The sequence below is a fragment of the Pseudomonas sp. WC2 genome (genome assembly GCF_050586545.1).
Classification (GTDB): Bacteria; Pseudomonadota; Gammaproteobacteria; order Pseudomonadales; family Pseudomonadaceae; genus Aquipseudomonas.
Window position 1 is genome coordinate 128,958 of record NZ_JBOBDR010000001.1, and the last position, 25,187, is coordinate 154,144.

Annotated in this window: 24 protein-coding genes; 8 read left to right on the forward strand and 16 right to left on the reverse strand. The window is 59.1% G+C overall.

Going from position 1 to position 25,187, the window contains the following annotated elements; all coding sequences use genetic code 11:
* Nucleotide 1 precedes the first annotated feature (1 nt).
* Both ACQ4OE_RS00580 and mgrA read left to right on the forward strand, forming a co-directional pair.
* Entirely contained in the window at nucleotides 2-1,321 is a 1,320-nt protein-coding gene (locus tag ACQ4OE_RS00580; protein ID WP_430945309.1) for an LLM class flavin-dependent oxidoreductase, read from the forward strand.
* 147 nt (nucleotides 1,322-1,468) lie between these two features.
* The gene (gene mgrA, locus ACQ4OE_RS00585; protein WP_210710032.1) at nucleotides 1,469-2,506 is read left to right on the forward strand and encodes an L-glyceraldehyde 3-phosphate reductase; all 1,038 of its coding nucleotides are present in this window, start codon (nucleotides 1,469-1,471) and stop codon (nucleotides 2,504-2,506) included.
* A 169-nt stretch (nucleotides 2,507-2,675) separates the two neighbouring features.
* On the opposite strand, the gene tauD is transcribed toward mgrA, so the two are convergent.
* The 7 genes from tauD to ACQ4OE_RS00620 all read right to left on the reverse strand — a co-directional run bounded on the left by tauD (nucleotide 2,676) and on the right by ACQ4OE_RS00620 (nucleotide 11,098).
* Nucleotides 2,676-3,515 (reverse strand): taurine dioxygenase, encoded by an 840-nt coding sequence (tauD, locus tag ACQ4OE_RS00590; RefSeq protein WP_430945310.1) that lies wholly within the window; start codon nucleotides 3,513-3,515, stop codon nucleotides 2,676-2,678.
* A 57-nt stretch (nucleotides 3,516-3,572) separates the two neighbouring features.
* Nucleotides 3,573-4,412 carry a taurine ABC transporter permease TauC gene (tauC, locus tag ACQ4OE_RS00595; protein ID WP_430945311.1) on the reverse strand — a complete coding sequence of 280 codons (840 nt, stop codon included), beginning with the start codon at nucleotides 4,410-4,412 and terminating at the stop codon, nucleotides 3,573-3,575.
* A complete protein-coding gene (gene tauB / locus ACQ4OE_RS00600) occupies nucleotides 4,409-5,203 on the reverse strand; it encodes a taurine ABC transporter ATP-binding subunit (protein WP_430945312.1) in 795 nt (264 codons plus the stop codon). The genes tauC and tauB overlap by 4 nt, the downstream gene beginning before the upstream one ends.
* 16 nt (nucleotides 5,204-5,219) lie before the next feature.
* Complete coding sequence (gene tauA / locus ACQ4OE_RS00605) at nucleotides 5,220-6,197, reverse strand: taurine ABC transporter substrate-binding protein (protein WP_122594035.1); 978 nt, start codon at nucleotides 6,195-6,197, stop codon at nucleotides 5,220-5,222.
* Nucleotides 6,198-6,536: 339 nt separating this feature from the next.
* Nucleotides 6,537-8,120 (reverse strand): glutamate--cysteine ligase, encoded by a 1,584-nt coding sequence (gshA, locus tag ACQ4OE_RS00610; protein WP_430945313.1) that lies wholly within the window; start codon nucleotides 8,118-8,120, stop codon nucleotides 6,537-6,539.
* A gap of 270 nt (nucleotides 8,121-8,390) precedes the next feature.
* Nucleotides 8,391-8,774: a PaaI family thioesterase gene (locus ACQ4OE_RS00615; protein WP_158955248.1), complete on the reverse strand. Its 384-nt coding sequence runs from the start codon at nucleotides 8,772-8,774 to the stop codon at nucleotides 8,391-8,393.
* Entirely contained in the window at nucleotides 8,774-11,098 is a 2,325-nt protein-coding gene (locus ACQ4OE_RS00620) for a Tex family protein (RefSeq protein WP_430945314.1), read from the reverse strand. The genes ACQ4OE_RS00615 and ACQ4OE_RS00620 overlap by 1 nt, the downstream gene beginning before the upstream one ends.
* A gap of 358 nt (nucleotides 11,099-11,456) precedes the next feature.
* Between ACQ4OE_RS00620 and ompR the strand changes: the two genes are divergently transcribed.
* Together ompR and ACQ4OE_RS00630 are read left to right on the forward strand one after the other, a co-directional pair.
* Complete coding sequence (gene ompR / locus ACQ4OE_RS00625) at nucleotides 11,457-12,197, forward strand: osmolarity response regulator transcription factor OmpR (protein WP_008080479.1); 741 nt, start codon at nucleotides 11,457-11,459, stop codon at nucleotides 12,195-12,197.
* Nucleotides 12,198-12,311: 114 nt separating this feature from the next.
* The gene (locus ACQ4OE_RS00630) at nucleotides 12,312-13,625 is read left to right on the forward strand and encodes an ATP-binding protein (RefSeq protein ID WP_122594031.1); all 1,314 of its coding nucleotides are present in this window, start codon (nucleotides 12,312-12,314) and stop codon (nucleotides 13,623-13,625) included.
* Nucleotides 13,626-13,707: 82 nt separating this feature from the next.
* On the opposite strand, the gene rimK is transcribed toward ACQ4OE_RS00630, so the two are convergent.
* From rimK to ACQ4OE_RS00645, 3 genes are read right to left on the reverse strand one after another with little or no spacing between them, the layout of a single operon-like run.
* The gene (rimK, locus tag ACQ4OE_RS00635; RefSeq protein ID WP_007952690.1) at nucleotides 13,708-14,613 is read right to left on the reverse strand and encodes a 30S ribosomal protein S6--L-glutamate ligase; all 906 of its coding nucleotides are present in this window, start codon (nucleotides 14,611-14,613) and stop codon (nucleotides 13,708-13,710) included.
* Nucleotides 14,610-15,071 carry an ATP-dependent zinc protease family protein gene (locus tag ACQ4OE_RS00640; protein WP_175555634.1) on the reverse strand — a complete coding sequence of 154 codons (462 nt, stop codon included), beginning with the start codon at nucleotides 15,069-15,071 and terminating at the stop codon, nucleotides 14,610-14,612. The genes rimK and ACQ4OE_RS00640 overlap by 4 nt, the downstream gene beginning before the upstream one ends.
* Nucleotides 15,072-15,105: 34 nt before the next feature.
* Nucleotides 15,106-15,885, reverse strand: a complete 780-nt coding sequence (locus ACQ4OE_RS00645) for an EAL domain-containing protein (protein WP_122594030.1) — start codon at nucleotides 15,883-15,885, stop codon at nucleotides 15,106-15,108.
* Nucleotides 15,886-16,000: 115 nt separating this feature from the next.
* Between ACQ4OE_RS00645 and ACQ4OE_RS00650 the strand changes: the two genes are divergently transcribed.
* Nucleotides 16,001-16,408: an RNA-binding S4 domain-containing protein gene (locus ACQ4OE_RS00650; RefSeq protein WP_122594029.1), complete on the forward strand. Its 408-nt coding sequence runs from the start codon at nucleotides 16,001-16,003 to the stop codon at nucleotides 16,406-16,408.
* 150 nt (nucleotides 16,409-16,558) lie between these two features.
* Here the strand turns inward: ACQ4OE_RS00650 and ACQ4OE_RS00655 are convergent, their stop codons facing one another.
* The gene (locus ACQ4OE_RS00655) at nucleotides 16,559-17,359 is read right to left on the reverse strand and encodes a phosphatase PAP2 family protein (RefSeq protein WP_122594028.1); all 801 of its coding nucleotides are present in this window, start codon (nucleotides 17,357-17,359) and stop codon (nucleotides 16,559-16,561) included.
* A gap of 105 nt (nucleotides 17,360-17,464) precedes the next feature.
* Between ACQ4OE_RS00655 and hslO the strand changes: the two genes are divergently transcribed.
* Both hslO and ACQ4OE_RS00665 read left to right on the forward strand, forming a co-directional pair.
* Nucleotides 17,465-18,367: an Hsp33 family molecular chaperone HslO gene (hslO, locus tag ACQ4OE_RS00660; protein WP_122594027.1), complete on the forward strand. Its 903-nt coding sequence runs from the start codon at nucleotides 17,465-17,467 to the stop codon at nucleotides 18,365-18,367.
* Nucleotides 18,368-18,549: 182 nt separating this feature from the next.
* Complete coding sequence (locus ACQ4OE_RS00665; protein ID WP_008080486.1) at nucleotides 18,550-20,091, forward strand: phosphoenolpyruvate carboxykinase; 1,542 nt, start codon at nucleotides 18,550-18,552, stop codon at nucleotides 20,089-20,091.
* Nucleotides 20,092-20,147: 56 nt separating this feature from the next.
* On the opposite strand, the gene ACQ4OE_RS00670 is transcribed toward ACQ4OE_RS00665, so the two are convergent.
* The 5 genes from ACQ4OE_RS00670 to ACQ4OE_RS00690 all read right to left on the reverse strand — a co-directional run bounded on the left by ACQ4OE_RS00670 (nucleotide 20,148) and on the right by ACQ4OE_RS00690 (nucleotide 24,352).
* Nucleotides 20,148-21,413 (reverse strand): type II toxin-antitoxin system HipA family toxin, encoded by a 1,266-nt coding sequence (locus tag ACQ4OE_RS00670; RefSeq protein ID WP_430945316.1) that lies wholly within the window; start codon nucleotides 21,411-21,413, stop codon nucleotides 20,148-20,150.
* Nucleotides 21,410-21,901 (reverse strand): helix-turn-helix domain-containing protein, encoded by a 492-nt coding sequence (locus tag ACQ4OE_RS00675; RefSeq protein ID WP_430945317.1) that lies wholly within the window; start codon nucleotides 21,899-21,901, stop codon nucleotides 21,410-21,412. Before ACQ4OE_RS00675 ends, ACQ4OE_RS00670 begins: the two co-directional genes overlap by 4 nt.
* Nucleotides 21,902-22,219: 318 nt before the next feature.
* Nucleotides 22,220-22,504, reverse strand: coding sequence for a hypothetical protein (locus tag ACQ4OE_RS00680; RefSeq protein WP_430945318.1), 285 nt, complete (start codon nucleotides 22,502-22,504; stop codon nucleotides 22,220-22,222).
* A 347-nt stretch (nucleotides 22,505-22,851) separates the two neighbouring features.
* Nucleotides 22,852-23,994 carry a hypothetical protein gene (locus ACQ4OE_RS00685; RefSeq protein ID WP_430945319.1) on the reverse strand — a complete coding sequence of 381 codons (1,143 nt, stop codon included), beginning with the start codon at nucleotides 23,992-23,994 and terminating at the stop codon, nucleotides 22,852-22,854.
* Nucleotides 23,995-24,088: 94 nt separating this feature from the next.
* On the reverse strand, nucleotides 24,089-24,352 hold the full coding sequence (locus tag ACQ4OE_RS00690) for a hypothetical protein (protein ID WP_430945320.1): 264 nt from the start codon (nucleotides 24,350-24,352) through the stop codon (nucleotides 24,089-24,091).
* A gap of 299 nt (nucleotides 24,353-24,651) precedes the next feature.
* Here ACQ4OE_RS00690 and ACQ4OE_RS00695 point away from each other — a divergent pair, with 299 nt between their 5' ends.
* Nucleotides 24,652-25,155 carry a polysaccharide deacetylase gene (locus ACQ4OE_RS00695; protein WP_430945321.1) on the forward strand — a complete coding sequence of 168 codons (504 nt, stop codon included), beginning with the start codon at nucleotides 24,652-24,654 and terminating at the stop codon, nucleotides 25,153-25,155.
* Nucleotides 25,156-25,187 lie beyond the last annotated feature (32 nt).

Sequence of the window (25,187 nt, forward strand, 5' to 3'; positions counted from 1 at the left end):
GATGAGCAGACAGTTGAAACTCGGCGCATTTCTCATGGCCACCGGGCACCACGTGGCGGCGTGGCGTCATCCGGAAGTACCGGCCAATGCGGGGCTGGATTTCGCCCACTACAAACGTCTGGCGCAGATCGCCGAAGCGGCGAAGTTCGATACGTTGTTCGTCGCCGACAGCGTCGCCGCGCCGACCCAGGACATCGCCAGTCGCATGGCGCGCTCGGATCACTTTGAGCCGCTGACGTTGCTCTCGGCGCTGAGCGCCGTGACCGAGCACATCGGTCTGATCGCCACGGCGACGACCAGCTACAACGAGCCGTATCACGTCGCGCGAAAATTCGCGTCGCTCGATCACCTTTCGGGCGGGCGAGCGGGGTGGAATCTGGTGACCTCGGACAATGCTGCCGAAGCGCTGAATTTCGGCCGCGACCAACATATCGGCCACGCCGAACGCTACAGCCGGGCGCGCGAATTTCATCAAGTGGTGACCGGGCTTTGGGACAGCTGGGAGGACGACGCCTTTGTGCGCGACAAGGCCAGCGGGGCGTATTACGAGCCGGCGAAGTTGCATGTGCTGGATCACGTTGGCGAACACTTCCGGGTCAAAGGCCCGCTGAACGTTGCGCGTTCGCCGCAGGGGCAGCCGGTGATCGTGCAGGCCGGCTCTTCCGAGACTGGGCGTGAATTGGCGGCGCAGACGGCTGAAGTGGTGTTCACCGCGCAGACGTCTCTGGCCAACGCTCAGGCGTTCTACGCCGACCTCAAGGGACGTCTGCCCAAGTACGGGCGCAGCGCCGATTCGCTGAAAATCATGCCGGGGGTATTTGTCGTGGTCGGCGACACCGAAGCTGAGGCGCAGGAAAAATATGAAACGTTTCAGCAATTAGTCGAACCTGAGGTTGGCGTCGCCTTGCTTGGGCGTATGCTGGGCAACTTCGATTTGTCGAAGTACCCGCTGGACGGGCCGTTGCCCGAGTTGCCGCTGACGGACAGCGGTCAGCAGAGCCGGCAGAAATTGCTCACTGAACTGGCGGGCCGGGACAACCTGAGCCTTGCTGAACTCGGACGCAAGATTGCTGGCGGACGTGGGCATTACAGCCTGGTTGGCACGCCGGAGCAGATCGCGGATCGCTTGCAGGAATGGTTCGAGCAGGGTGCGGCGGACGGTTTCAACGTGCTGGTGCCGCACTTGCCGGGCGGCCTCGAAGACTTCGCCAACGGCGTGGTCCCGGAACTGCAGCGGCGTGGGTTGTTCAGAACCGAGTATGAGGGTCGGACGTTGCGCGAGAACCTTGGCCTGGCTCGGCCTGACAATCGATTTGTGTAACGCCCAATCGCTAGCAGGGCTAGCTCCCACAGGGGAGTGCATTCCAAGTGAAGGTCTGCATCCTTCAGCAGACAGCCATCCAATATGGGAGCGAGCTTGCTCGCGAAGCAGTCGACACCCATTTCAAGACAGACAAGAGAGGACTCGATGACTTACACCGCTGCCGAAAACCGCTATGACTCCATCCCTTACCGCCGCGTCGGGCGCAGCGGCCTGGTGCTGCCGGCGCTGTCGCTGGGCCTGTGGCACAACTTCGGTGACAGCACGCCGATCGACACCCAGCGCTCCCTGCTGCGCACCGCGTTCGACCTGGGCATCAACCACTTCGACCTGGCCAACAACTACGGCCCGCCGTACGGCAGCGCCGAGACCAATTTCGGTCGTCTGCTGCGCGAAGACTTCAAGCAGTATCGCGATGAACTGATCATTTCCAGCAAGGCCGGTTGGGACATGTGGCCCGGCCCGTACGGCCAAGGCGGCGGTTCGCGCAAATACGTGCTGGCTAGCCTCGACCAGAGCCTGCAACGCCTGGGTCTGGACTATGTGGATATCTTCTATTCGCACCGCTTCGACCCGGACACCCCACTGGAAGAAACCGCCAGCGCACTTGCCACTGCGGTGCAACAGGGCAAGGCGTTGTATATCGGCATCTCGTCGTATTCCGGGGTGAAAACCCGTGAGATTGCTGCGTTGTTGAAAGAGTGGAAAGTGCCGCTGCTGATCCATCAACCGGCGTACAACCTGCTCAATCGCTGGGTGGAAAAGGATCTGCTCGATACCACTGACGAACTCGGCACGGGCGTGATCGCTTTCACGCCGCTGGCGCAAGGTCTGCTCACCGACAAATACCTCAACGGCGTGCCGGCGGATGCGCGGGTCAATCGTCCGGGCGGTGGTTCGCTGCAGGCTTCGCACTTGTCCGAGGCCAACATCGCTCATGTGCGGGCGTTGAACGAGATCGCCAAGCGTCGTGGCCAGAGCCTGGCGCAATTGGCACTGGCGTGGACGCTGCGGGATCCTCGGGTGACCTCGGCGTTGATCGGCGCGAGCCGGCCGGAGCAGATTATCGAGAACGTTGGGGCGTTGAAGAATCTGAGTTTCAGCGCTGAAGAGCTGGCGGAGATTGACCGGTTTGCCCAGGAGGGCGGGATCAATCTTTGGGAGAAGCCTTCGACGGCAGAATAAGCGACCCTCACCCCAGCCCGCTGATCGTTCCCACGCTCCGCGTGGGAATGCATCCACGGACGCTCCGCGTTCGGCTTTAGATGGGACGCAGAGCGTCCCGGGCGGCATTCCCACGCAGAGCGTGGGAACGATCAAGGTAGGAGCTGCCGCAGGCTGCGATCTTTTGATCCTAAAAAAACGGCACATCCCCCAACACCGTAGCCCGCTGCATCACCCGCCGCGCCGGGCGGTAATCGTCCACCGCGTAATGCTGGGTCACGCGGTTATCCCAGAACGCAATGTCGTCCTGCTGCCAGCGCCAGCGAATGGTGAATTCCGGCCGTGTCGCATGGGCGAACAGAAACTTCAGAATCGCTTCGCTCTCGGTGTCCGACAGCTCATTGAGCTTCGACGTGAAGCCCTCGTTGACGAACAACGAGCGTCGCCCGCTGACCGGGTGCGTACGAATCACCGGGTGCGACAGCGGTGGATTCTTGCGGCGTGCTTCTTCCCACTGCGCCAGCGCTTCAGGCGTATTGCCGTAGCGTTCCAGCGGAAACGAACGAGTGAAATCGTGAGTCGCGGTCAGCCCTTCGAGTAAACCTTTCATCGGCGCTGACAGCGCTTCATACGCAGCGATCCCGCTGGCCCACAAGGTGTCGCCACCAAACTCCGGGAGCAACTTGGCGCTGAGCACCGCGCCCATCGCCGGCGTCGGCAGGAAGGTCACGTCGGTGTGCCAGATCGCGTTGTCGCGCACGTCGGTGACGGCGGTGTCGAGGATCAAGACTTCCGGTTGTTCCGGCACGTTCGGATAGATCGGGTGAATGTGCAGGTCACCGAAGTACGCGGCGAAACGTGCTTGTTGCGGCGGCTCGATGGGTTGGTTGCGGAAGAACAGCACCTGGTATTTGAGCAGCGCCTGCTCGATGGCATCGCGGTGTTCCAGGGTCAACGGCTGGCTGATGTCGACGCCACTGATCTGTGCGCCGAGGGCTGAGCTTAGTGGGGTGATGTTCAGGCTGCTCATGGTCTTTCTCTTCAATTCTTGGGCCCCGATGTGTCGGGGTAGTCAGTGCTGAAACAATCAGTGGGCCTGGCCGTGCCATGGCACCAGTTTGCGCTGCAGGGCGCGCAGGCCCATTTCCATGGCGAAGGCGATCAGGGCGATGACCAGAATCCCCAGCACCACCACATCGGTGACCAGAAACTGCGCGGCCGACTGCACCATAAAGCCCAAACCGCTGGTGGCCGCGATGAGCTCGGCGGCGACCAAGGTCGACCAACCGACACCCAGACCAATACGCACACCCGTGAGAATGTCCGGCAACGCGCTCGGCAAAATCACATGGCGAATCAGCTGCATGCGAGTCGCGCCCAGCGACTGCGCCGCGCGCAATTTCGCTGGATCAACCGTGCGCACACCAGTGGCCGTAGCAATGGCAATCGGCGCGAAGATCGCCAGATAAATCAGCAGCACTTTCGACAACTCGCCGATACCGCACCAGATCACGATCAGCGGCAGATAGGCCAGCGGCGGAATCGGGCGGTAGAACTCGATCAGCGGATCGAGCACGCCACGGGCGATGCGGTTGGCGCCGATGGCAATGCCCACCGGCACAGCGGTCAGAATCGCAAAACCGAGGCCCAGACCGATGCGGCTCAGGCTCGCACCAAGGTGCTGCCATAACGTCGAATCCATGTACCCCGTGGTCGCCAACAACCAGCCTTTTTGCAGCACGGCGGACGGTGGCGGCAGGAACAGCGGTTCGATCAAACCGGTGGCGGTCACCGCCCACCAGATCGCCAACAAGGCAAACAAGGTCAGCAGGCTGATCCAGCGCGTGCTGAGGCTGCGGCGTACGGGAATGACCGCCGAAGCGGTGACCGGTTTTACCGCAGCCGAGGAAACGTCGTAACTGCTCATGCGCGCTCCTGCCGTTGTGCGGCGCTGCGTTGCGAGAAAACTTTGCTCAGCACGTGCTCGCGGGTTTCGATAAAGCGCGGATCGGATTTGATCGCGCGGGCGGACTCACCGGCGGCGTAACGCTGACCGAAATCCAAGTGCAGACGCTCGACAATCTGCCCCGGATTCGGCGCGAGCAGAATAAGGTCAGTGGCGAGGAACACCGCTTCTTCAATGTCGTGGGTAATCAGGAAAACCGGCTTGGCCGTGCGTTGCCAGACTTGCAGCAACAACTCCTGCATCTGTTCGCGGGTGAACGCATCGAGGGCGCCGAAGGGTTCGTCCATCAGCAAGACGCGCGGGTCAGCGGCAAGGGCGCGGGCGAGGCCGACGCGTTGTTTCTGGCCACCGGAGAGTTGCCAGATACGGCGGCTTTCGAAACCGGAAAGATCAACCAACGCGAGCATTTCACGGGCAATCTTTTCGCGTTTGTCCCTGGCGACACCGGCCAGCTCCAGACCGAACGCGACGTTGGCCAACACATCCTGCCAAGGCAACAACGCGTCGTCCTGGAACACCACGCCGCGCTCGGCGCTCGGGCCGTTGACCGGCACGCCGTCGAGGGTGATGCGCCCGGCGCTCGGTTCGACGAAACCGGCAATCAGGTTCAACAGCGATGTCTTGCCACTGCCGGACGGGCCGAGGGCGACCAGCAATTGCTGAGGCCCCAGGGTCAGAGAAATATCCGCCAGCACCGGCTCGGGGCTGCCCGGGTACTGTGCGCTGATGCGCTCCAGCTGTAGCAAGGCCATCGCAGTTAACTCCCGATCAGTTGGTGATGAATTTGGCGCTGACGTACGGCGCGTAGTCCGGCAGAACCGCTTCGACCTTGCCTTGCTCCTTGAGGAACGCGGCGGTGTCGGTGATGGCTTTGGTGGTCGGTGCGCCGAGGGTGACGACCTGATCAGCCGCGAGTGGGTAGACGTTGCCTTGCAGCAGCAGCGGAATGTCGCTGGCCTTGGCGCCGGAGAGTTTCACCAGTTTATCAACGTTGGATTGATCGGCGAGCCAGGCTTTCGGGTCTTTGCGGTAGTCGGCGTAGGCGTCGAGGGTGACCTTGGCGAATGCGGTGACGATTTCCGGGTGCTTCTCGGCGAAGTCTTTGCGCACGATCCACGCATCGAAAGTCGGCGCGCCAAACTTGGCCAGCTCGCCGGAAGTGATCAGCACTTTGCCGTTTTCCTTGGCCACACCGAGTGCCGGATCCCAAACGTAAGTGGCGTCGATGTCACCGCGTTTCCACGCGGCAATGATCGCTGGCGGCGCGAGGTTGAGCACGGTGACTTTCGATGGATCGATGTTCCAGTGCTTCAGCGCGGCGAGCAGGCTGTAGTGACCGGTCGAGACGAATGGCACGGCGATTTTCTTGCCGATCAGATCCTGCGGAGTCTTGATCCCGGAACCGTCGCGAGCGACCAGTGCTTCGGCGGCGCCAATCTGAGTGGCGATGAGGAAGGTTTCAACCGGGACTTTGCGGGTGATCGCAGCGGTCAGCGGACTCGAACCCAGGTAGCCGATCTGCACATCACCGGAGGCGATGGCGGCAATGATGTCGGCGCCGTTATCGAACTTGCGCCAGGCGATATCGGCTTTGGTGGCTTTCTCGTAAGCGCCGTCGGCCTGAGCGACTTTCGCCGGGTCAACGGTGGTTTGGTAGGCGACGGTGAGGTCGGCGGCCTGAGCCAGAAAACTCGCGGCAGCCAGAGAGGCTACGGCCAGCAGGCGAAGCGGGAAATTCAGTTTCATTGAAAGCTCCAAATCAGGCGACCGAGCGTCGGCGTGAAAGGAGACTAAATGATCTAAGAATCAGTAAATAAATAACTTTTTAGAATGAGCTTATGAGCGGAAAACTCTAAGGCTCTGTGGAATTGGAGGGTGGAGATTGTTCCCACGCTCTGCGTGGGAATGCAGCCGGTGACGCTCCGCGTCATCTGGACGCGGAGCGTCCCTTGAGGCGTTACCACGTGGAGCGTGGGAACGATCAATCTAAGCAAAGCAAAAGATCGCAGCCTGCGGCAGCTCCTACAGGAAATCTCTTTCCCATGTTGGAGCTGCCGCAGGCTGCGATCTTTTTACCGACAGCGTTTAATTACTGATTGCCAGAATACTCGCCTGATACGACCCGACAAACACATCGAAATCACCCACCTCGTTCTGCTCCAGCTCAGCCTGCGCGGCCAGCGACGTACGCGCCAGCTCTTCAAACTTCGCTTGCTCTTCCGCTGCCAATGGCTCGCTGCGGAAAAACTCGGCGTGCGCCTGGCTCTGACGCAACGAGAACTGCGCAAAGCTTTCCTTGTGCTCAGCCATCGCTGCCAGCACCTGCGCGGATGGCGTCAGGGACGGGTCGCTGACCTTGGCCAGTTGCGTATCCAGCGCCTTGCTGTGCGCATCGCCGCCATGGCTCTGATCCAGCAACGCGGCCAGTGGCGCGATTTGCTCCAGCAGTTCGGCTGCCCACGTCTTCATCTCGACCGACTCACCGTCACGCTGCAATTGCAGGCCCGGACGACGACCTTCCTTGACCACGCTGAGGAAGTTCGACGTCGCGTTGCCGCACGAATTGTTGGTCAGCAACGGGCTGTCGTTCAGCGCGCAGTACAGCAGGAACGCATCGAGGAAACGCGATTCGGTCAGGTCGATGCCCATCGGCAGGAACGGGTTGATGTCCAGACAACGCACTTCGACGTACTGAATGCCACGCGCCACCAGTGCCTGAATCGGCCGCTCGCCGGTGTAGGTCACGCGTTTCGGGCGGATGTTGGAGTAGTACTCGTTTTCGATCTGCAGGATGTTGGTGTTCAACTGAACCCACTCGCCATCCTTGTGCGTGCCGACTTCAACGTACGGCGCATATGGCGTGGCCACGGCTTTGCGCAGGCTGTCGGTGTAGCTCGACAGATCGTTGTAGCACGGCGTCAGACCGGCCTGGGCGTTGCTCTGGTAACCGAGGTCGCTCATGCGCAGGCTGGTCGCGTAGGGCAGATACAAAGTGTCGGGGTCGAGCTGTTCCAGTTGATGCGAACGACCGCGGAGGAAACCGGCGTCCAGCGCTGGCGAAGCACCGAACAGGTACATCAGCAGCCAACTGTAGCGACGGAAGTTGCGGATCAGCGCGATGTAGGAGACCGACTGGAAATCGCGATCCGTGCCGACAAAACCTTCGGTTTCGCGCAACAACGGCCAAAGCTTTTCCGGCAGGGAAAAGTTGTAGTGAATTCCGGCGATGCACTGCATGGTCTTGCCGTACCGCAGGGCCAGGCCCTTGCGATAGACGTACTTGAGCTGACCGATGTTGGAGGTGCCGTAATAGGCAATCGGGATGTCTTCCTCGGCCGGCAACGGGCACGGCATCGATGGACTCCACAGGTACTCGTTGCCGAGTTTGCTGTAGGCAAAACGGTGAATCTTGTCCAGGCTCGCCAGGGTATCAGCCGGATCGGGCAGGGCGGGCGTGATGAATTCCAGCAGCGACTCGGAGTAGTCGGTGGTGATCTGTTCGTTGGTCAGCGCGGAACCCAAGGCTTCGGGGTGCGGCGTTTGCGCCAGGCGACCTTCGCTGGTCACGCGCAGGCATTCACGTTCGATACCGTGCAGGCACTGCTCGAGCAGAGAGAGGTTAGCGCGCTCGCCGAGCAGAGCCAGGCGGCGGTTGAGAAGTTCGCTCAATTTGGATTCCTTCACGCGTCAGTCGCCCCAATATGGGGGTGGGCAGGACGGTCTACAAGGGTGAAGTTGAAACTGGCGTTATCGCCTGGTTTTGTAGCGGCAGGCCATTTGCCGGTCAGTCAGGAACTGCTCAATCCCTGTGGGAGCGAGCTTGCTCGCGAGGAGGGTTTATCAGTCAACATTTCGGTTGCCTGACACACCGCCTTCGCGAGCAAGCTCGCTCCCACAAGGTTCGTTGCGCCGAAATTAACTCAAATTGATGACCACAAGCTACAGGACAGCGAACGTGCCTTGTGCTTTTGCGACCAGTTTGTCGCCCTGCATCACGTCGGCTTCGACCACCAACGTGCGGCGGCCCGGGTGGATGACCCGCGCCGTGCACATGACCTCGCCGTCGGAAACGGCGCGGATATAGTTGATCTTGCACTCGATGGTCGCGCTCTGCTGATCGAAACCGTGGGTGCTGGAACAGGCCAGACCCATGGCGATATCGACCAGACTGAACAGCGCGCCACCGTGCAATTTGCCACCGCGATTGCGCAGTTCGGGTTCCAGCACCAGGGCGACCTGCGCCACCCCGGTTTCCAGGCTGTGCAGGCGGCAGCCCAACAGCTTGAAAAACGCGCTCTCGACGAGCCCGGCTGGAATGTCCATCAGCGTTTTTTCAACTGCTTGGCGTTAGCGAACAGCGAGGCCATCGCATTGTTCACTGGCGCTGCGGTTGCGGTTTCCTTGCGTGGCGCGTTGTTCGAAGGCTGGCGCTGCGCCGAGCCCGGACGCGAGCCACGGGCACCGTCGATTTTCTCGCCCGGGGTGTCGCCCATGCGCATCGACAGGCCAACGCGTTTGCGCGGGATGTCGACTTCCATGACCTTCACTTTCACCACGTCACCGGCCTTCACCGCTTCACGCGGATCCTTGATGAATTTCTCCGACAGCGCCGAGATGTGCACGAGACCGTCCTGATGCACGCCGATGTCGACGAAGGCACCGAACGCGGTCACGTTGGTGACGACGCCTTCAAGGATCATCCCCAGTTGCAGATCCTTGAGGTCTTCGACGCCTTCCTGGAACTCAGCGGTCTTGAACTCAGGACGCGGGTCGCGGCCCGGTTTTTCCAGTTCCTGGATGATGTCGGTCACGGTTGGCAGACCGAACGTCTCGTCGGTGAACTTCTTCGGATCCAGACGCTTGAGGAAGCTTGCATCACCGATCAGCGAGCGGATGTCGCGGTCGGTTTCAGCGGCAATACGCTGCACCAGCGGATAGGCTTCCGGGTGCACAGCCGACGAATCCAGCGGGTTGTCGCCGTTCATCACGCGCAAGAAACCGGCAGCCTGTTCGAAGGTTTTTTCACCCAGACGCGCGACTTTCTTCAGCGCTGCACGGGTTTTGAACGCGCCGTGCTCATCGCGGTGAGTCACGATGTTCTGCGCCAGCGTCGAGTTGAGGCCGGAGATACGGGCCAGCAGCGCCACCGAAGCGGTGTTCACATCAACGCCGACGGCGTTCACGCAATCCTCGACCACGGCATCCAGACCGCGCGCCAGTTTCAGTTGCGAAACGTCGTGCTGGTACTGGCCGACACCGATGGATTTCGGGTCGATTTTGACCAGTTCTGCCAGTGGATCCTGCAGGCGGCGGGCAATCGATACCGCGCCACGGATCGACACGTCCAGGTCCGGGAATTCCTTGGCCGCCAGTTCCGATGCCGAGTACACCGATGCGCCGGCCTCGGACACCATGACCTTGGTCATCTTCATCGCTGGATATTTTTTGATCAGCTCGATCGCCAGTTTGTCGGTTTCGCGGCTGGCGGTGCCGTTGCCGATGGCGATCAGGTCTACCGAGTGCTTGGCGCACAGGGCGGCCAGAATCGCGATGGTCTGATCCCACTTGTTGTGCGGCACGTGCGGGTAAACCGTGGCGTGATCGAGCAGTTTGCCGGTGGAATCGACCACGGCAACCTTGCAGCCGGTACGCAGGCCCGGGTCGAGGCCCAGGGTGGCACGCGGGCCAGCCGGAGCGGCCAGCAACAAATCATGCAGGTTGTGGGCGAACACGTTGATCGCCTCGGTTTCGGCGCCGTCACGCAGTTCGCCGAGCAGGTCGGTTTCCAGGTGCGTGTAGAGCTTGACCTTCCACGTCCAGCGCACCACTTCGCCGAGCCATTTGTCCGCCGGGCGGTTCTGGTTCTGGATGTTGAATTGCTGGCCGATCATGCCTTCGCACGGGTGCATGGTGCCCGGCAGTTCGTCGCCGACTTTCAGCGCAGAGCTGAGGATGCCTTCGTTGCGGCCACGAAAAATCGCCAGCGCGCGGTGCGACGGCATGCTTTTCAGTGGTTCGTCGTGTTCGAAGTAGTCGCGGAACTTGGCGCCTTCCTCTTCTTTGCCAGCGATAACGCGGGCACTGAGGGTGGCTTCCTGTTTCAGGTAGTTGCGCAGTTTTTCCAGCAGGCTGGCGTCTTCTGCGAAACGTTCCATGAGGATGTATTTCGCGCCTTCCAGCGCAGCTTTCACATCGGCCACGCCTTTTTCGGCGTCGACGAAACGTGCAGCCTCGGTTTCCGGGGCCAGATTCGGGTCGTTGAACAGGCCGTCGGCCAGGTCGCCGAGGCCGGCTTCCAGGGCGATCTGGCCCTTGGTGCGGCGCTTCTGCTTGTACGGCAGGTACAAGTCTTCGAGGCGGGTCTTGGTGTCGGCAAGTTTGATATCGCGCTCGAGGGCAGGGGTGAGTTTGCCTTGCTCTTCGATGCTGGCGAGGATGCTGATGCGCCGTTCGTCGAGTTCTCGCAGGTAGCGCAGGCGCTCTTCCAGATGACGCAACTGAGTGTCATCGAGGCTGCCGGTGACTTCTTTCCGGTAACGGGCGATGAAGGGAACGGTTGAGCCTTCATCGAGTAGCGCGACGGCCGCTTCGACCTGTTGTGGGCGTACGCCGAGTTCCTCGGCAATGCGGCTGTTGATGCTGTCCATAAAACCACCTGACATAGTGTGAAAGCAGGCTCCCAGGCACGGAAATAAAGGCCCGGAGTCTGATTGAGCGGCTAGAAAATTGCCGCTGCCTGGGTCGAAAGGCAGACCATTGACCCGTTAAATCGAACAATTACTGCGCAGGCCTGGAAAAAATCCCGGCCACCTGCGGTAACGATTCAGACGTTGCCTGGCACAAAACGCCGCGCATTATAACCAGCGTTCTGTCATTCGGGGGCGATGCAGTCTGTAGGCATAAACCCCGGTTTTCTGGCAGTGAAGGAAAAATCTGCTAACAATGCACACGGTGCGTATAACGACAGCTACGCCATAATGCGCGCCGAGCTAAAAGGAGCATCCAATGAGCAGCACTGCACAAACTGCTGAAGGCGAAAAAATTCTCATCGTTGACGACGATCCGGGGCTGAGCAGCCTGCTGGAACGGTTTTTCGTCAGCAAGGGCTACCGCGCCCGTACCGTACCGAACACCGAGCAGATGGATCGTCTGTTGTCGCGTGAAGTGTTCAATCTGGTCGTCCTCGACCTGATGCTGCCGGGCGAAGACGGCCTGACCGCTTGCCGCCGTTTGCGTGCGGCGAACAATCAGATCCCGATCATCATGCTCACCGCCAAAGGCGATGAGATCAGCCGCATCAAGGGCCTGGAACTGGGCGCCGACGATTATCTGGCCAAGCCGTTCAACCCGGACGAGCTGATGGCGCGGGTCAAAGCGGTGTTGCGTCGTCAGGCCGCACCGGTGCCGGGCGCACCGGGCAGCGAAGACGAAAACGTCACCTTCGGTGATTACGTATTGTCGCTGGCCACCCGCGAACTCAAGCGCGGTGACGAAGTGCACATGCTCACCACCGGTGAGTTTGCGGTACTCAAGGCTCTGGTGATGAACGCGCGTCAGCCACTGACCCGTGACAAGTTGATGAACCTGGCCCGTGGCCGCGAGTGGGATGCCCTCGAGCGTTCCATCGACGTGCAGATTTCCCGTCTGCGCCGGATGATCGAGCCTGATCCATCCAAGCCGCGCTACATCCAGACTGTCTGGGGCGTGGGCTACGTGTTCGTACCGGATGGCGCCGCCACCAAGTGATCGGCGATTTGTAGGAGCGGGTCTGTCGGGCCCGGGTTGAATGACCCGGCCCGCAGACTCGCAATCCGCAATATGCGAGCATTGCTCGCTCCTGCAAGTGTGTAGCGGTTATTCATGAAGACCCCCGTCTGGTTTCCCCAAAGTTTTTTCTCCCGCACCCTCTGGCTGGTGCTCATCGTCGTGCTGTTTTCCAAGGCGCTGACCCTGGTTTATCTGTTGATGAACGAAGACGTGCTGGTGGATCGCCAATACAGCCACGGCGTCGCCCTGACGCTACGCGCCTATTGGGCTGCCGACGAAGAAAATCGCGCGAAGATCGCTGATGCCGCGACCCTGATCCGGGTGGTTGGCGCCGGTGTGCCGGAAGGCGAACAGCATTGGCCGTACAGCGAAATCTACCAGCGGCAAATGCAGGCGGAGCTGGGTGCCGACACCGAAGTGCGCTTGCGCATGCACTCGCCGCCGGCGTTGTGGGTCCGTGCGCCGAGCCTCGGTGATGGCTGGCTGAAGGTGCCGTTGTATCCACACCCGTTGCGCGGCCAGAAAATCTGGAACGTGCTCGGCTGGTTCCTCGCCATCGGTTTGCTCTCGACTGCCTCGGCGTGGATCTTCGTCAGTCAGCTCAATCAGCCGTTGAAACGATTGGTCTATGCCGCCCGACAACTCGGTCAGGGCCGCAGCGTGCGCTTGCCGATCAGCGATACGCCGAGCGAAATGACTGAGGTCTATCGCGCCTTTAACCAAATGGCTGAAGACGTCGAACAGGCCGGGCGCGAGCGTGAGTTAATGCTGGCCGGGGTTTCCCACGACTTGCGCACGCCGTTGACCCGTTTACGGCTGTCGCTGGAATTGATGGGCGACCGCAATGACCTGACCGATGACATGGTGCGCGACATCGAAGACATGGACGCGATCCTCGACCAGTTCCTCGCGTTTATTCGTGATGGTCGCGACGAGTCGGTGGAAGAGGTGGATCTCAGCGATCTGGTGCGCGAGGTCGCGGCGCCGTACAACCAGAACGAAGAGAAAGTGCGCTTGCGCCTGGAACCGATCCAGCCGTTTCCGCTGCGTCGGGTCTCCATGAAGCGCCTGCTCAACAACCTGATTGGCAACGCTTTGAACCATGCAGGCGGTAACGTCGAAGTCGCGGCTTATGTGTCCGGTGACGTCAGCGCTCCATATGTGGTGCTGAGCGTGATGGACCGTGGCGCGGGGATTGATCCGTCGGAGCTTGAGGCGATTTTCAACCCGTTCACCCGAGGCGATCGTGCGCGCGGTGGCAAGGGCACCGGGCTGGGGTTGGCAATCGTGAAGCGGATTGCTTCGATGCACGGCGGCAATGTCGAGCTGCGCAATCGGGCCGGAGGCGGGCTGGAGGCGCGGGTAAGGTTGCCGCTGGGGTTGATGTTGCCGCGAGACGCCGTATAGAAGCAGCGGCGAGTTTCAAGCAGCAAGCAGCAAGCAAAAGCGACTTTACTTGTCGCTTGAAGCTTGCCGCTAGAAGCTGGCTTTAGCCCTTGCCTTTGGTCCGGGTCATATTCGGCCCGCCATTCTTTTCCAGATGCTCAATGATGATCCCCGCCACGTTCTTGCCTGTTGTGGTCTCGATCCCTTCCAGCCCCGGTGACGAATTCACTTCCATCACCAGCGGCCCGTGATTGGAGCGCAGGATATCCACACCCGCCACAGACAACCCCATGACCTTCGCCGCACGCAATGCAGTCATGCGTTCTTCCGGGGTGATCTTGATCAGGCTGGCGCTGCCGCCACGATGCAGATTGGAGCGGAATTCACCCGGTTTGGCCTGACGCTTCATGGCGGCGATGACTTTGTCGCCGACGACGAAGCAACGAATATCCGCGCCGCCCGCTTCCTTGATGTATTCCTGAACCATGATGTTCTGCTTCAGGCCCATGAACGCCTCGATCACCGACTCAGCGGCGGTCGCGGTTTCGCACAACACCACACCGATGCCCTGGGTGCCTTCGAGCACTTTGATCACCAGTGGCGCGCCGTTGACCATGTCGATCAGGTCGGGAATGTCATCCGGTGAGTGCGCAAACCCGGTGACCGGCAAACCGATACCGCGCCGCGACAGCAACTGCAACGAGCGCAGTTTGTCCCGCGAACGGGCAATTGCTACCGACTCGTTGAGCGGGAACACCCCCATCATTTCGAACTGGCGCAACACCGCGCAACCATAAAACGTCACCGACGCGCCGATCCGTGGAATCACCGCGTCGAAGCCTTCCAGCGGTTTGCCGCGATAGTGGATCTGCGGCTTGTGGCTGGCGATGTTCATGTAGGCGCGCAGGGTGTCGATCACTACCATTTCATGCCCGCGCTCGGTTCCGGCTTCGACCAGACGGCGGGTGGAATACAGACGCGGGTTCCGCGACAGCACAGCGATCTTCATGCAACACCTGTGGAGGAGGTAGATACCGGGAACACCGGCTTGTCTTGTACATACTTGATGCCCGGATTGACGACCAGATGGCCATCGATCAGGGCTTTGGAACCGAGCAACAGGCGATAGCGCATGGATTTGCGGCAGGCGAGGGTGAATTCGATCGGCCAGACCCGATCACCCAAGGCCAGAGTGGTGCTGATCACATAGCGCTCCTGGGCATGGCCGTTGGAGCTTTTGATGGTTTTACGGGTGACCAGAGGTGCCTCGCAGCGGCGGTGACGCAATTGCACCACCGTGCCGAGGTGCGCGGTGAAACGCACCCACTTCTCGCCGTCGCGCTCGAACGGCTCGATGTCGGTCGCATGCAGGCTGGAGGTACTGGCCCCGGTGTCGATTTTCGCCCGAAGGCCCGCGACTCCCAAATCCGGAAGCGCCACCCACTCGCGCAGACCGACAACGGTCAAATGGTCAAATGTCTTCAATAGGAAAAACCAACGATTAACGCTTCCAGGCCTCAGGTGAAACCTGGGCCAACGCTTTGAATGCAGGTCTGGCGAACCAGTAGCCTTGCATCAGAAATATTCCACAGTCCGCCAGGAAATCCCGTTCACCGGCACTCTCAATGCCTTCGGCAATGACTGTAACGTTCAACTCCGCACAGATTGTGACAATCCCCCGCACGATCGCCTGACGGACACGGTCTTGATCGACATCGCGGATCAGCGCCATGTCGAGTTTGATCAGATCCGGTTGGAAATCAGCCAGCAGATTGAGCCCCGAATAACCGGCACCGAAATCGTCGATGGCGGTCTTGAAGCCGAATTCGCGGTATTCACGCAGAATATTGGTCAAATGGCGATAGTTATCTACGTGCTCGCTTTCCAGGGTTTCGAAAATCAATCGGTTGATCGGGAAATTGTGTTTTTTTGCCGCCTCCAGAGTGCTGCGAATGCATAACTCTGGACGATAGACCGCGTTGGGCATGAAGTTGATCGACAAGTGTGTCTGCATATTTAGAGTGGCCGCGCCTTCGATGGCGCGGGTCCGGCAGAGCTGGTCGAAACGGTAGCGGTTGTCTTCTGTAACCTGATCCAACACGGTGAACGCGCCTTCACCGGCCACGCCACGAACCAGCGCTTCGTGGGCGAAAACCGACTGGTCGCGCAGGTCGACGATGGGTTGGTACGCGAAGGCAAAGTCAAAGCCCAGCGGCTCGCTTTGCTGGCAGCCCTGGCAACCGGCCTTGGGCGAGGTTAATGAAGATGGAAATTTTGTCACTCGATCTCTCCGTGCCGTTGAACCGGCCAAGATCACAGTCTATCTGGGGGGCGGGTTGTTGCGCCCGACAGAAACGGTAGTACAGTTCCGACTACTGGCTGAACGAGGAATTCAAATGGCACAAAAAAGCGACGAGGACGACAAGGTCCGTCTCGACAAATGGCTGTGGGCCGCGCGTTTTTACAAAACCCGCGCGTTGGCCAAAGCGGCGATCGAGAGCGGCAAGGTGCATTGTCGCGGCGAACGCTGCAAGCCTGGCAAAGAACCGCGCGTTGGCGATGAATTCGAGATTCGCACCGGTTTTGAAGTGCGCACGGTGAAGGTTGAAGCACTGTCGATCGTGCGCCGCGGCGCCCCCGAAGCGCAGACGTTGTACGCGGAGACTGAAGTGAGTATCGCCAAGCGTGAAGCAGCAGCGGCGATGCGCAAGGCGGGCGCTTTGGGCGTGAGCACCGACGGCAAGCCGAGCAAGAAACAGCGGCGGGATTTGTTCAAGTTTCGGGGGAGCAGTAACGACGAGTAAGCATGGCGATCTTGCATTGTCAGTGCTGGCCCCCTCGCGAGCAGGCTCGCTCCCACCTTTGACCGAGTTGCTTGAACTCTACGCGGTCACTGAGGGAGCGAGCCCTGCTAGCGATTCGAGTGCGCAGCACTCGCCGGGAGCGGCGCGGTATCAGGCGCTACGCACCACACTCATCCGCGACACCACCGGCAATTTGCCCAGCAATGCGAAAATCGGCGCAGTCACTTTCAGCCAGAAATTCGTCGCGTGATAAGCAAACGGCGTGTAATAGCCCCAACCCAACGCCCACACCGCCAGCAACACACCGCCGATGTAATCGTCCTGGCCCCAATGCGCGCCGGCCACCAGTCGCGGCAGCATGAACAGAACAGCCAAACCCCACACCGTCAAAAACTGCCCAACTGTACGGCTGAATACGCCCATGAACAGCGCCCAGATCAACAGCACCGAAGCATGGTCACCGGGGAAACTCTGGCTCGAGCGATCCTTCAGCTCCCAGGTTTTTTCCAGATCCGGAAAATAATCACTGAGGTGCACCGCACCTTCCAGCACCATCGACGGGCTGCTGTGCTGCCAATCCATGTGGTCGGCAAACTTGGAAAACAGCGCGCGAATCACCACCATCAACAACAGAACCGACAGAAAACCGAAAAAAGCCCGGCGTACATCAATCGCCTTGAACACCCAGTCGCCCTTGATCAGCAGCGTCAGCAAGATCAAGCCGACGACGATGTCGAACGGTCGCATACTTGCAATTGCCCAGATGTGGAGCCATATGGGGTTGCTGGCCAGTGGTGCATTAAGCGAGCGGAACAGCCACTCGTCGAAAATCACACACAGCGCGTTGCCCGTAGGCCATAACCAGAAAGCCAGTAGTGCTAATGGCACTACGTTGCAAAGAACCAGCCGGCCGAGGTTCCACCTAGATTGGAACAAACCCGGATTGTTCATAAAATGCCTCCCATGGCAGAGCAGTCGGCACCAAAAGGGGTGCCAAGAAGCGCAAATTTTCACGTCTTGTAACCATTTTGTCACCACATTCAGATACCCAGACCTATGACTGATCTACCGGATACCGATTTCACCCAACGCTTCATCTTCGATGACAGCGACACCCGCGGCGAACTGGTGGCGCTTGAGCGCAGCTACGCCGAAGTCCTCGCCAAGCACCCGTACCCGGAGCCAGTGGCGCAGCTGCTGGGCGAATTGATGGCGGCCGCCTCGTTGCTGGTCGGCACCCTGAAGTTCGACGGCTTGTTGATTTTGCAGGCGCGTTCCGAAGGCCCGATCCCGATGCTGATGATCGAGTGCTCCAGCGACCGCGAAATTCGCGGCCTGGCGCGTTATCACGCTGAGCAGATCGCCCCGGACGCAACCCTCGCCGACCTGATGCCGAATGGCGTTCTGGCCCTGACCGTCGACCCGAATGTCGGTCAGCGCTATCAAGGCATCGTCGACCTCGACGGCGAAACCCTGTCCGACTGCTTCACCAACTATTTCGTCATGTCGCAACAGGTCGGCACCCGCTTCAAGCTGTTCGCTGACGGCCGTCGCGCCCGAGGTCTGCTGCTGCAGCAACTGCCGGCCGACCGTCTGAAAGACGAAGAGGATCGCGCCGCCAGTTGGCAGCACATCACCGCGTTGGCCAGCACCCTGACCGCCGATGAATTGCTCAGCCTCGACAACGAAACTGTGCTGCATCGCCTCTACCACGAAGAGCAGGTACGCCTGTTCGATGTGCAGAATCTGCGCTTCCGTTGCAGTTGCTCGCGGGAACGTTCGGGCAATGCTTTGGTCAGCCTGGGTCTGGAAGATGCGCAAGCCTTGGTTGCCGAACAAGGTGGCACCGTCGAGATCGACTGCCAGTTTTGCAACGAGCGTTATCTGTTCGACGCCGCTGATATTGCTCAATTGTTCGCTGGCGCAGGCGTCGACACGCCGTCAGATACCCGGCACTAAAACGGTTCAGCGCAGGTAAATTCACTGCGTAACGACGGAATATCGCCGTTACGACGGGAGGACCCTACTCTTTTTGGGCGTTTCTGGCATAATCCGGCCCACTTTTTGTCGCGGTAGTAGTGCACGACTTTCTACTACAAAACGTTTGGAGCACACTCGGCCACTGGCCGACGGGGAATCTCATGACGCAAGCCAATAACGCCGTGTACACCGATCTGAGTGTCGATGATCTGGTAAAAGAAGCCTTGAATCGCGGTGAGGGCGAGCTTGCCGATACCGGCGCTCTGGTTGTTCGCACCGGTCACCGTACCGGTCGTTCGCCAGTCGACCGTTTCATCGTTGAAGAGCCTTCCACCCAGGCTGCTATCGCCTGGGGCCCGATCAACCGCAAGTTCCCGGCCGACAAGTTCGACGCGCTGTGGGCTCGTGTCGAGGCGTTCAACAACGCGCAAGAGCACTTCGTTTCCCACGTGCATGTAGGCGCAGCTGAAGATCACTACCTGGCCGTGAAAATGACCACCCAGACTGCCTGGCAGAATCTGTTCGGTCGTTGCCTGTTCATCAACCCGGCCCAGTACAACCCGGCCGGTCGTGAAGAATGGCAAGTGCTCAACGTGGCCAACTTCGAGTGCGTGCCAGAGCGTGACGGCACCAACTCCGACGGTTGCGTGATCCTCAACTTCGCACAGAAGAAAGTGCTGATTGCCGGCATGCGTTACGCCGGTGAGATGAAGAAAGCCATGTTCTCCGTGCAGAACTTCCTGCTGCCGGCCGCTGACGTGCTGCCAATGCACTGCGCTGCCAACATCGGCGAAGAAGGCGACGTGACCCTGTTCTTCGGTCTGTCGGGCACCGGTAAAACCACCCTGTCGGCCGACGAAAGCCGTTACCTGATCGGTGACGACGAACACGGCTGGGGCGAAGGCGTGGTGTTCAACATCGAAGGCGGTTGCTATGCCAAGTGCATCGACCTCTCCGAGAAGAACGAGCCGGTTATCTGGAAAGCCATCAAGCACGGCGCGGTGCTGGAAAACGTTGTCATCGACGACGCCAAGCACGCCGACTATGCCGATGTCAGCCTGACCCAGAACAGCCGCGCGGCCTACCCGCTGGAGCACGTTGCCAAGCGTTCCGAGCAGAACCTGGGCGGCGAGCCAAACGCTGTGATCTTCCTGACCTGCGACCTGACCGGCGTACTGCCGCCAGTGTCGATCCTCAACGAAGAACAAGCGGCCTACCACTTCCTGTCCGGCTACACCGCTCTGGTGGGCTCGACTGAAATGGGTTCAGGCAGCGGCATCAAGTCGACCTTCTCTACCTGCTTCGGCGCACCGTTCTTCCCGCGCCCGGCTGGCGAGTACGCAGAGCTGTTGATCAAGCGCATCCGCGGTTTCGGCTCCAAGGTCTACCTGGTCAACACCGGCTGGACCGGCGGCGGCTACGGCGTCGGCAAGCGCTTCAACATCCCGACCACCCGTGCGGTGATCGCAGCGATCCAGAGCGGCGCGCTGATCGGTGCAGCCACCGAGCACCTCGACACCATCAACCTCGACGTGCCACTGGCCGTACCGGGCGTTGAAACCAACCTGCTCAACCCACGCAACACCTGGGCTGACAAGGCTGCGTACGACGAGGCTGCCAAGGCATTGGCCGGTCTGTTCATCGAGAACTTCAAGAAGTTCGAAGTGAGCGACGCGATCAAGGCTGCTGGGCCGAAGTTGTAAGATCGGTTTGTAGCGAATGAAAAAGCCGCCCTTCGGGGCGGCTTTTTTGTGGGTGATTAGAAGGTACGAAAAGCAGGCGCCATCCTTTCCTGCTCACTTCTGGACATCCCAAGCGCATTAGCGATCTCCGGCCAAAGACTGACAACGTCTTGAATGCGCTCAATGATGTCTGTTGAGTCCTTAGGGCTAACCCGAAAATACCCAGCGACTTCCCTCACCAGCTCCAAATTTAAAGCGTTGTCAGCATCAGTGATGTTCAGCTTCAATCCATCCGCATGGGCCACCGGGTTCATGTCATACGCTGCCGACAACCGCCACCCACGCCCAGGATCAAGGATAAATCCATGGTTGCGCAGGTGATCGTCGGTATTGGAAACCAAAATATTGAAGACAATTCGCGACCAAAGCTCACGAAGGTCGGCATTGGGTTCCGAGCCGTGTTCCATGATTACTTCCGCCAACTCTAGATAGCTGGCGCCGGTTGAGGCGTCGTCGCCATCGACGCGGTTGGTCATGGTCATGGCCGACGCGAAGTGATGTCGGCCGCCGCGTTCCGTGCGATCAAAGCGCTTCACCATGAAGCAGTGGTGATCGCTCGCGTAGCGCTGGGCTGTGCCGGTTGCAACACGCAGTCCGCAATGGTTGGCCAAGGCATTCACGACCATTTCCCAACCGCCAACGTTGTAGTCATCACGTGTGCTTGGGAATTTGGCGATCCACAACTGCCCATCGGCATCGACGACGCTGGCCTTTGGTCTGGCGCCGCCCAGCGAGCCGCCCGGTGCGATGAGCATTCTTAGCCATTCGCGGCCCTCGGTGGCTGTGTTGTCCCTATCGTTTTCCAGGGCGAGACTTGCCTGCTCTAACGCGCGTAGCTCGACAAAGGGTGGGGCGGCAACGCCGTCGCGGTCGTCGAGGAAGTTGCCTTCGTCATTGAGTTTGTAGCGAAGGGCGCCGACACGGAACAGGTCGTGGACGCCAAGCAGGTAATCGGATTCAAACAACTTGCTGTTGCTGGGGAGCAAGCCGTCGCGAATGTCCCTCTCCAGACGGCGCTTCATAAGCATTTGGCCCCAACGATCGGGGCTCGAGTCTGCAAAGACGCCAAAGCGGCTCTGATGTTCGCCGGGGAATTGGCGGCCTTCGAAGGGGCCGATGCGCGGGTCTAGAGTTATGGAACTCAACTCGGGATCGGCCAGCGCTTTCGGGTCGTACTCAAATTCGAACACGTTGGTGTTGCGTGTTTTCCTTGCGTTTAGAAACCCGAGGCGTCTGGCGCCTTTCAAGGATTCCCAGTCTGCATAAACAGCAATCAGCGTCATTCTTCACCTGTCGGGGGGCCGGCCTTTTTCTTGTTCAAAAGGCTGGAGAGTGAGTGTGTGTTGAATGGGAAGTCAGCCGGAATTTTCGTGGTAGTGGCGGCATCAATAACGTTTAAAGTCCCGGCGTGTTCGGATGTGCCCTTTTTTGCCGCACTGACTGCTCGTACTCGCTGGGGCTTTTTCGCTGCGGATCGTGTTGCAGGCATTAACTGCGCATCCTGCAATTGGCGACCCATTTCATCGGCTGCAGCGAGTTTGTTCAGATCCTTTTCCAGCCCCAGCACTTGCATGACCGACAGGTAGGCCCCGATGGTTACCCCTGATCCACCTGACTCCAGATGGCGCAAGGTTGTTAGCGACATGCCAGATCGTTCAGCGACCTGCCTGGCCGTCAATTTGCGGCGTAGGCGAGCCAGCTTCAGTCGTTCACCAAGGTCGACCAAAAGTCGAGCAGTGGAGGGCAAGAGCGGCGCTGTTTTCTTGGCCATGTGGCAGTATTCCTTCATTTTTTAACCTTAACTGCCAGAATAATAGCACTTAAGTTGAAAAATGCAGGGTTGGGCGGATCTGCAGTGTTTAGGTTCTTAAATGGCATTATTCCAACTATTTTTAAGATATACAGCCAGAATACTGCCACTTATCGGGGGTATGATTTCCAGTCGGTTTTTGTTTTTACGGTGTTTTCCGCTTTCCATCAGCTCATCAAAAAATTTGCTCATGATTACTCCCATAATTCATTGCCTTATTTACCGCTCTTGACGGATAGGTCAGAGCGGCGTGATTACTCAAGCTCGGGGCGGGGCTTCCTAATTGAGCATCCGCTGCTGCGCAACCTGCAGCAGGTCACAGCCATCCTGCGTCAGCAGAAAGAGGGCGTGGGTGATGTGGGGGATGTCTTCGACGTCGGCTTGTTTGAAGTTGAGGCAGTAGAGGGTGCGTAGCAGGTCGCTTGAAGCGCGCAGGCGCTGGACGGCGCATTCGAGGATGTCTTGCGGGTTGGCTTCTGAGTCGATGATCAGTGGCTTGGTGTCGGTGAGGTTGGATTCGAGTGGGCGGTAGCGTTCGGTGGTGAATTGATTCCATGTTTTCATTATTTTTGATCCTCAATTGCTTCGAAATGAAGCCACCACATCGTGACCAAGCGACAGGAGGCGACTGTGTTCGGGTTGGTCAACCGGTGAGGATCGTGCACATACCCGGCACACCCGAGGGTGTCCCAAACACAGTCACCATAAACTGCAGGCAATTGAGTGCCGGCAGCATACAGCGCATGCGTATACACGATCCAATCGGGTGACCAAGCCCGAGCCGCTGATGAGCAGCGACAGCCACAACTATAGGTTCTCACCCTCAAGCGCCGATAGGCGACAAAGCGTCTGCTCCTGTAGGAAGCGGACGAAGATTTCGCCGGACGTTCCTAGCGTCTGCTAAACGCCTTTCAACGCAAATGGCCATACGCCGAAATATCCAGCAGGCTCGTCGACAGCCCCGTCGCCGGCTGATAGATCGTGCCCTTCACCGTCGAGAACGGCACGCCTTTGCTGCCCAGCGAAACCGAGCGCTCGCCCTTATCCAGTTCGGTGAAATAGGTATAGGACTGTTCATGCATCAGTTTGTAGAGCGCTTCGTGGCGAGCGATGTTGCCGGTGAGCAGGTTCAAATCGGCGTCGGTCAGGTCCAGGGTTTTGTTCAGTTGAACGCCCCAGCGCTTCAGGCAGGTTTCCGCAAAGTGACGGACGATGCGTCCAGGTTCGACCAGTCTTTTCAGGTCATCGGCGTTGAGCGGTTCACCACCACCGGCCGTGGCGTTGCCTGCCATGGTCGCGTGTCGCCCCGCCATGGGATAGATATACGTTTTGGTGCCGGTTGCAGTCTGCGGGATGACGCAACTGAAGCCTTTGGAGCGCTCATCGCGGGCGTAGAAACCCACATACTCTTTGACGTTGGCGCCGAGTTTGATGCGCTCTTCCTGAAAGTTGCTGATACCTGGCACCGGGTCGAGCGCAAATATATTGATCGGGATGCTCTTCAGTTGTGGGTCTTTCAACATGGCATTGGCCAACATGTGGCAACTAATACCGCCTCGACTCCAACCGACAAGATTGACTTGGGTCGGAATAACTCCGCCGGTGCGGAATGTCTTGATGATTTGCTCCTGCAATTTCTGTTGGGTAATGCTTCGATCGCCATAGTTATATTTGCGCCAGAACCATGAGCCCTCAACTTTCACGTCTTCGATGGGAATACCGGCCGCTTTGAGGCGGTTGTATTCGGCTTCGGTCAACTGCTCGCGCTGCCAGTCGCACTTGCCCTTGATGACATTGACGGCGTGCCGCACGTTTTCTTCCCAGCCCTTGCCAAACAACGTGCCGGTGAGACCGTATTCGGTGCTCTTGGTGAACAGGTCGTCGGCCTGAAGGTTGCCGCTGCCGGGGCCGTCGACGACGATCCACTCGGCAAACTCGCGCCCGGAATGATTGGCCGCCAATGTGGAAACCAATTCGCCGTCGTGAAAGTTTGTGTGATTGACGTCGAACTTGTTGGAGCCAGTACCGCAAAAGAAAATTGTTAAAACTGTCATGGTGTTGCCCTTGGTTAAATATAAGAGCAAACAACTTAGTGTCAGGTGGGCAGGTAAATAAAGAGTTCTGTTGTTTCCTGGTTTGTAAGGGTGATTATTCCGGTTGTTTGTGTTTCGCAACTTCCAGCAAGTCGCAACCATCCTGCACTAGCAAATAAAGTGCATTGACGATATTGGGGATGTCTTTTGCATCGGCTTGTTTGAAACACATGCAGTAAAGGGTTTCCAGCAGATCGCTGGCTGCACGCAAACGTTGGTCGGCGGCATCAAGCAAATCGCCGTGGCTGGATTGAGTGTCAATGACTAGAACAGGATTTTCGCTGTAACAGGTTTTGAGCGAGCGATAACGGGTAATCATGGTGAGGCGTTTCCTTCGAATGCACTCTGGCGGCGAATACGATTTGTCAGCCACGCCGGCCACTATAAAAGGCTGCCGAACCGCGGGACAAGACAGCCAAAATGGACGGCGTTCGTAGGGGTTTTTCCGAGGTTCGGGCATATGCCCTACGCAGTTTCATGGGTTTTTCAAGGCAAAACCCTTAGACGAGAAATTTCCTACATGTTTGTCAGGCGATTCCCGACAAACCGCTGTATCGTGCGCGCCAGAATCTGTAGGACGTGTCCAAACGTCCGATACGCGCTTAAAGGGAATTAGGTATGCATTGGCTACGAATGGCCTCGATGATATTGCTGTGGGCCAGTGGTTGCCGTTTGGCGATCGCTGCCGAACCGGGCAGCACGCTGCTGTTGAATCAGTTCGAGCGGACCGGATGGCCGGACGCGCTCAGCAGTCAGGCCAATGTCGACACGGCGTCGCGCGCCGAAGTGCTGATGTTCGGCAAAGCCCTGTTGGCCAGTGAAGCGCTGGATGAGTCGGATCTGAAGCAACGTCTGGGCGTGCCGCAAGTGCAGCTCAAGTCGATTCGGCAAGTACGCGAGGGGCTGTGGGACCGTTTGCTCACGACCTACCGCAACGCTAGTCAGGACTGCGACGGGCAAGCCTTCTGCCCGCGCGTGCGCAGTGTCGCCGACCTGCGTCAGTTGGCGGCGGCGTTCACCGGCGACATCAGCCCGGCCCATGCGCTGTGGGCGAGCAAGAGCCTGGGTGTGCATGAGCAAGTGTTGAACGAGCAATTGCGCGTGGCGGTTTTGCATCCCTGACTTTTTAAATTTTGTGGTGTGACGGCTGGCCT

Coding starts and splice junctions, on each gene's coding strand:
- ACQ4OE_RS00580 (WP_430945309.1), top strand. CDS start 2: ATGAGCAGACAGTTGAAACTCGGCGCATTTCTCATGGCCACCGGGCAC.
- mgrA (WP_210710032.1), top strand. CDS start 1,469: ATGACTTACACCGCTGCCGAAAACCGCTATGACTCCATCCCTTACCGC.
- tauD (WP_430945310.1), bottom strand. CDS start 3,515: ATGAGCAGCCTGAACATCACCCCACTAAGCTCAGCCCTCGGCGCACAG.
- tauC (WP_430945311.1), bottom strand. CDS start 4,412: ATGAGCAGTTACGACGTTTCCTCGGCTGCGGTAAAACCGGTCACCGCT.
- tauB (WP_430945312.1), bottom strand. CDS start 5,203: ATGGCCTTGCTACAGCTGGAGCGCATCAGCGCACAGTACCCGGGCAGC.
- tauA (WP_122594035.1), bottom strand. CDS start 6,197: ATGAAACTGAATTTCCCGCTTCGCCTGCTGGCCGTAGCCTCTCTGGCT.
- ACQ4OE_RS00615 (WP_158955248.1), bottom strand. CDS start 8,774: ATGGACATTCCAGCCGGGCTCGTCGAGAGCGCGTTTTTCAAGCTGTTG.
- ACQ4OE_RS00620 (WP_430945314.1), bottom strand. CDS start 11,098: ATGGACAGCATCAACAGCCGCATTGCCGAGGAACTCGGCGTACGCCCA.
- ompR (WP_008080479.1), top strand. CDS start 11,457: ATGAGCAGCACTGCACAAACTGCTGAAGGCGAAAAAATTCTCATCGTT.
- ACQ4OE_RS00630 (WP_122594031.1), top strand. CDS start 12,312: ATGAAGACCCCCGTCTGGTTTCCCCAAAGTTTTTTCTCCCGCACCCTC.
- rimK (WP_007952690.1), bottom strand. CDS start 14,613: ATGAAGATCGCTGTGCTGTCGCGGAACCCGCGTCTGTATTCCACCCGC.
- ACQ4OE_RS00650 (WP_122594029.1), top strand. CDS start 16,001: ATGGCACAAAAAAGCGACGAGGACGACAAGGTCCGTCTCGACAAATGG.
- ACQ4OE_RS00655 (WP_122594028.1), bottom strand. CDS start 17,359: ATGAACAATCCGGGTTTGTTCCAATCTAGGTGGAACCTCGGCCGGCTG.
- hslO (WP_122594027.1), top strand. CDS start 17,465: ATGACTGATCTACCGGATACCGATTTCACCCAACGCTTCATCTTCGAT.
- ACQ4OE_RS00665 (WP_008080486.1), top strand. CDS start 18,550: ATGACGCAAGCCAATAACGCCGTGTACACCGATCTGAGTGTCGATGAT.
- ACQ4OE_RS00670 (WP_430945316.1), bottom strand. CDS start 21,413: ATGACGCTGATTGCTGTTTATGCAGACTGGGAATCCTTGAAAGGCGCC.
- ACQ4OE_RS00675 (WP_430945317.1), bottom strand. CDS start 21,901: ATGGCCAAGAAAACAGCGCCGCTCTTGCCCTCCACTGCTCGACTTTTG.
- ACQ4OE_RS00680 (WP_430945318.1), bottom strand. CDS start 22,504: ATGAAAACATGGAATCAATTCACCACCGAACGCTACCGCCCACTCGAA.
- ACQ4OE_RS00685 (WP_430945319.1), bottom strand. CDS start 23,994: ATGACAGTTTTAACAATTTTCTTTTGCGGTACTGGCTCCAACAAGTTC.
- ACQ4OE_RS00690 (WP_430945320.1), bottom strand. CDS start 24,352: ATGATTACCCGTTATCGCTCGCTCAAAACCTGTTACAGCGAAAATCCT.
- ACQ4OE_RS00695 (WP_430945321.1), top strand. CDS start 24,652: ATGCATTGGCTACGAATGGCCTCGATGATATTGCTGTGGGCCAGTGGT.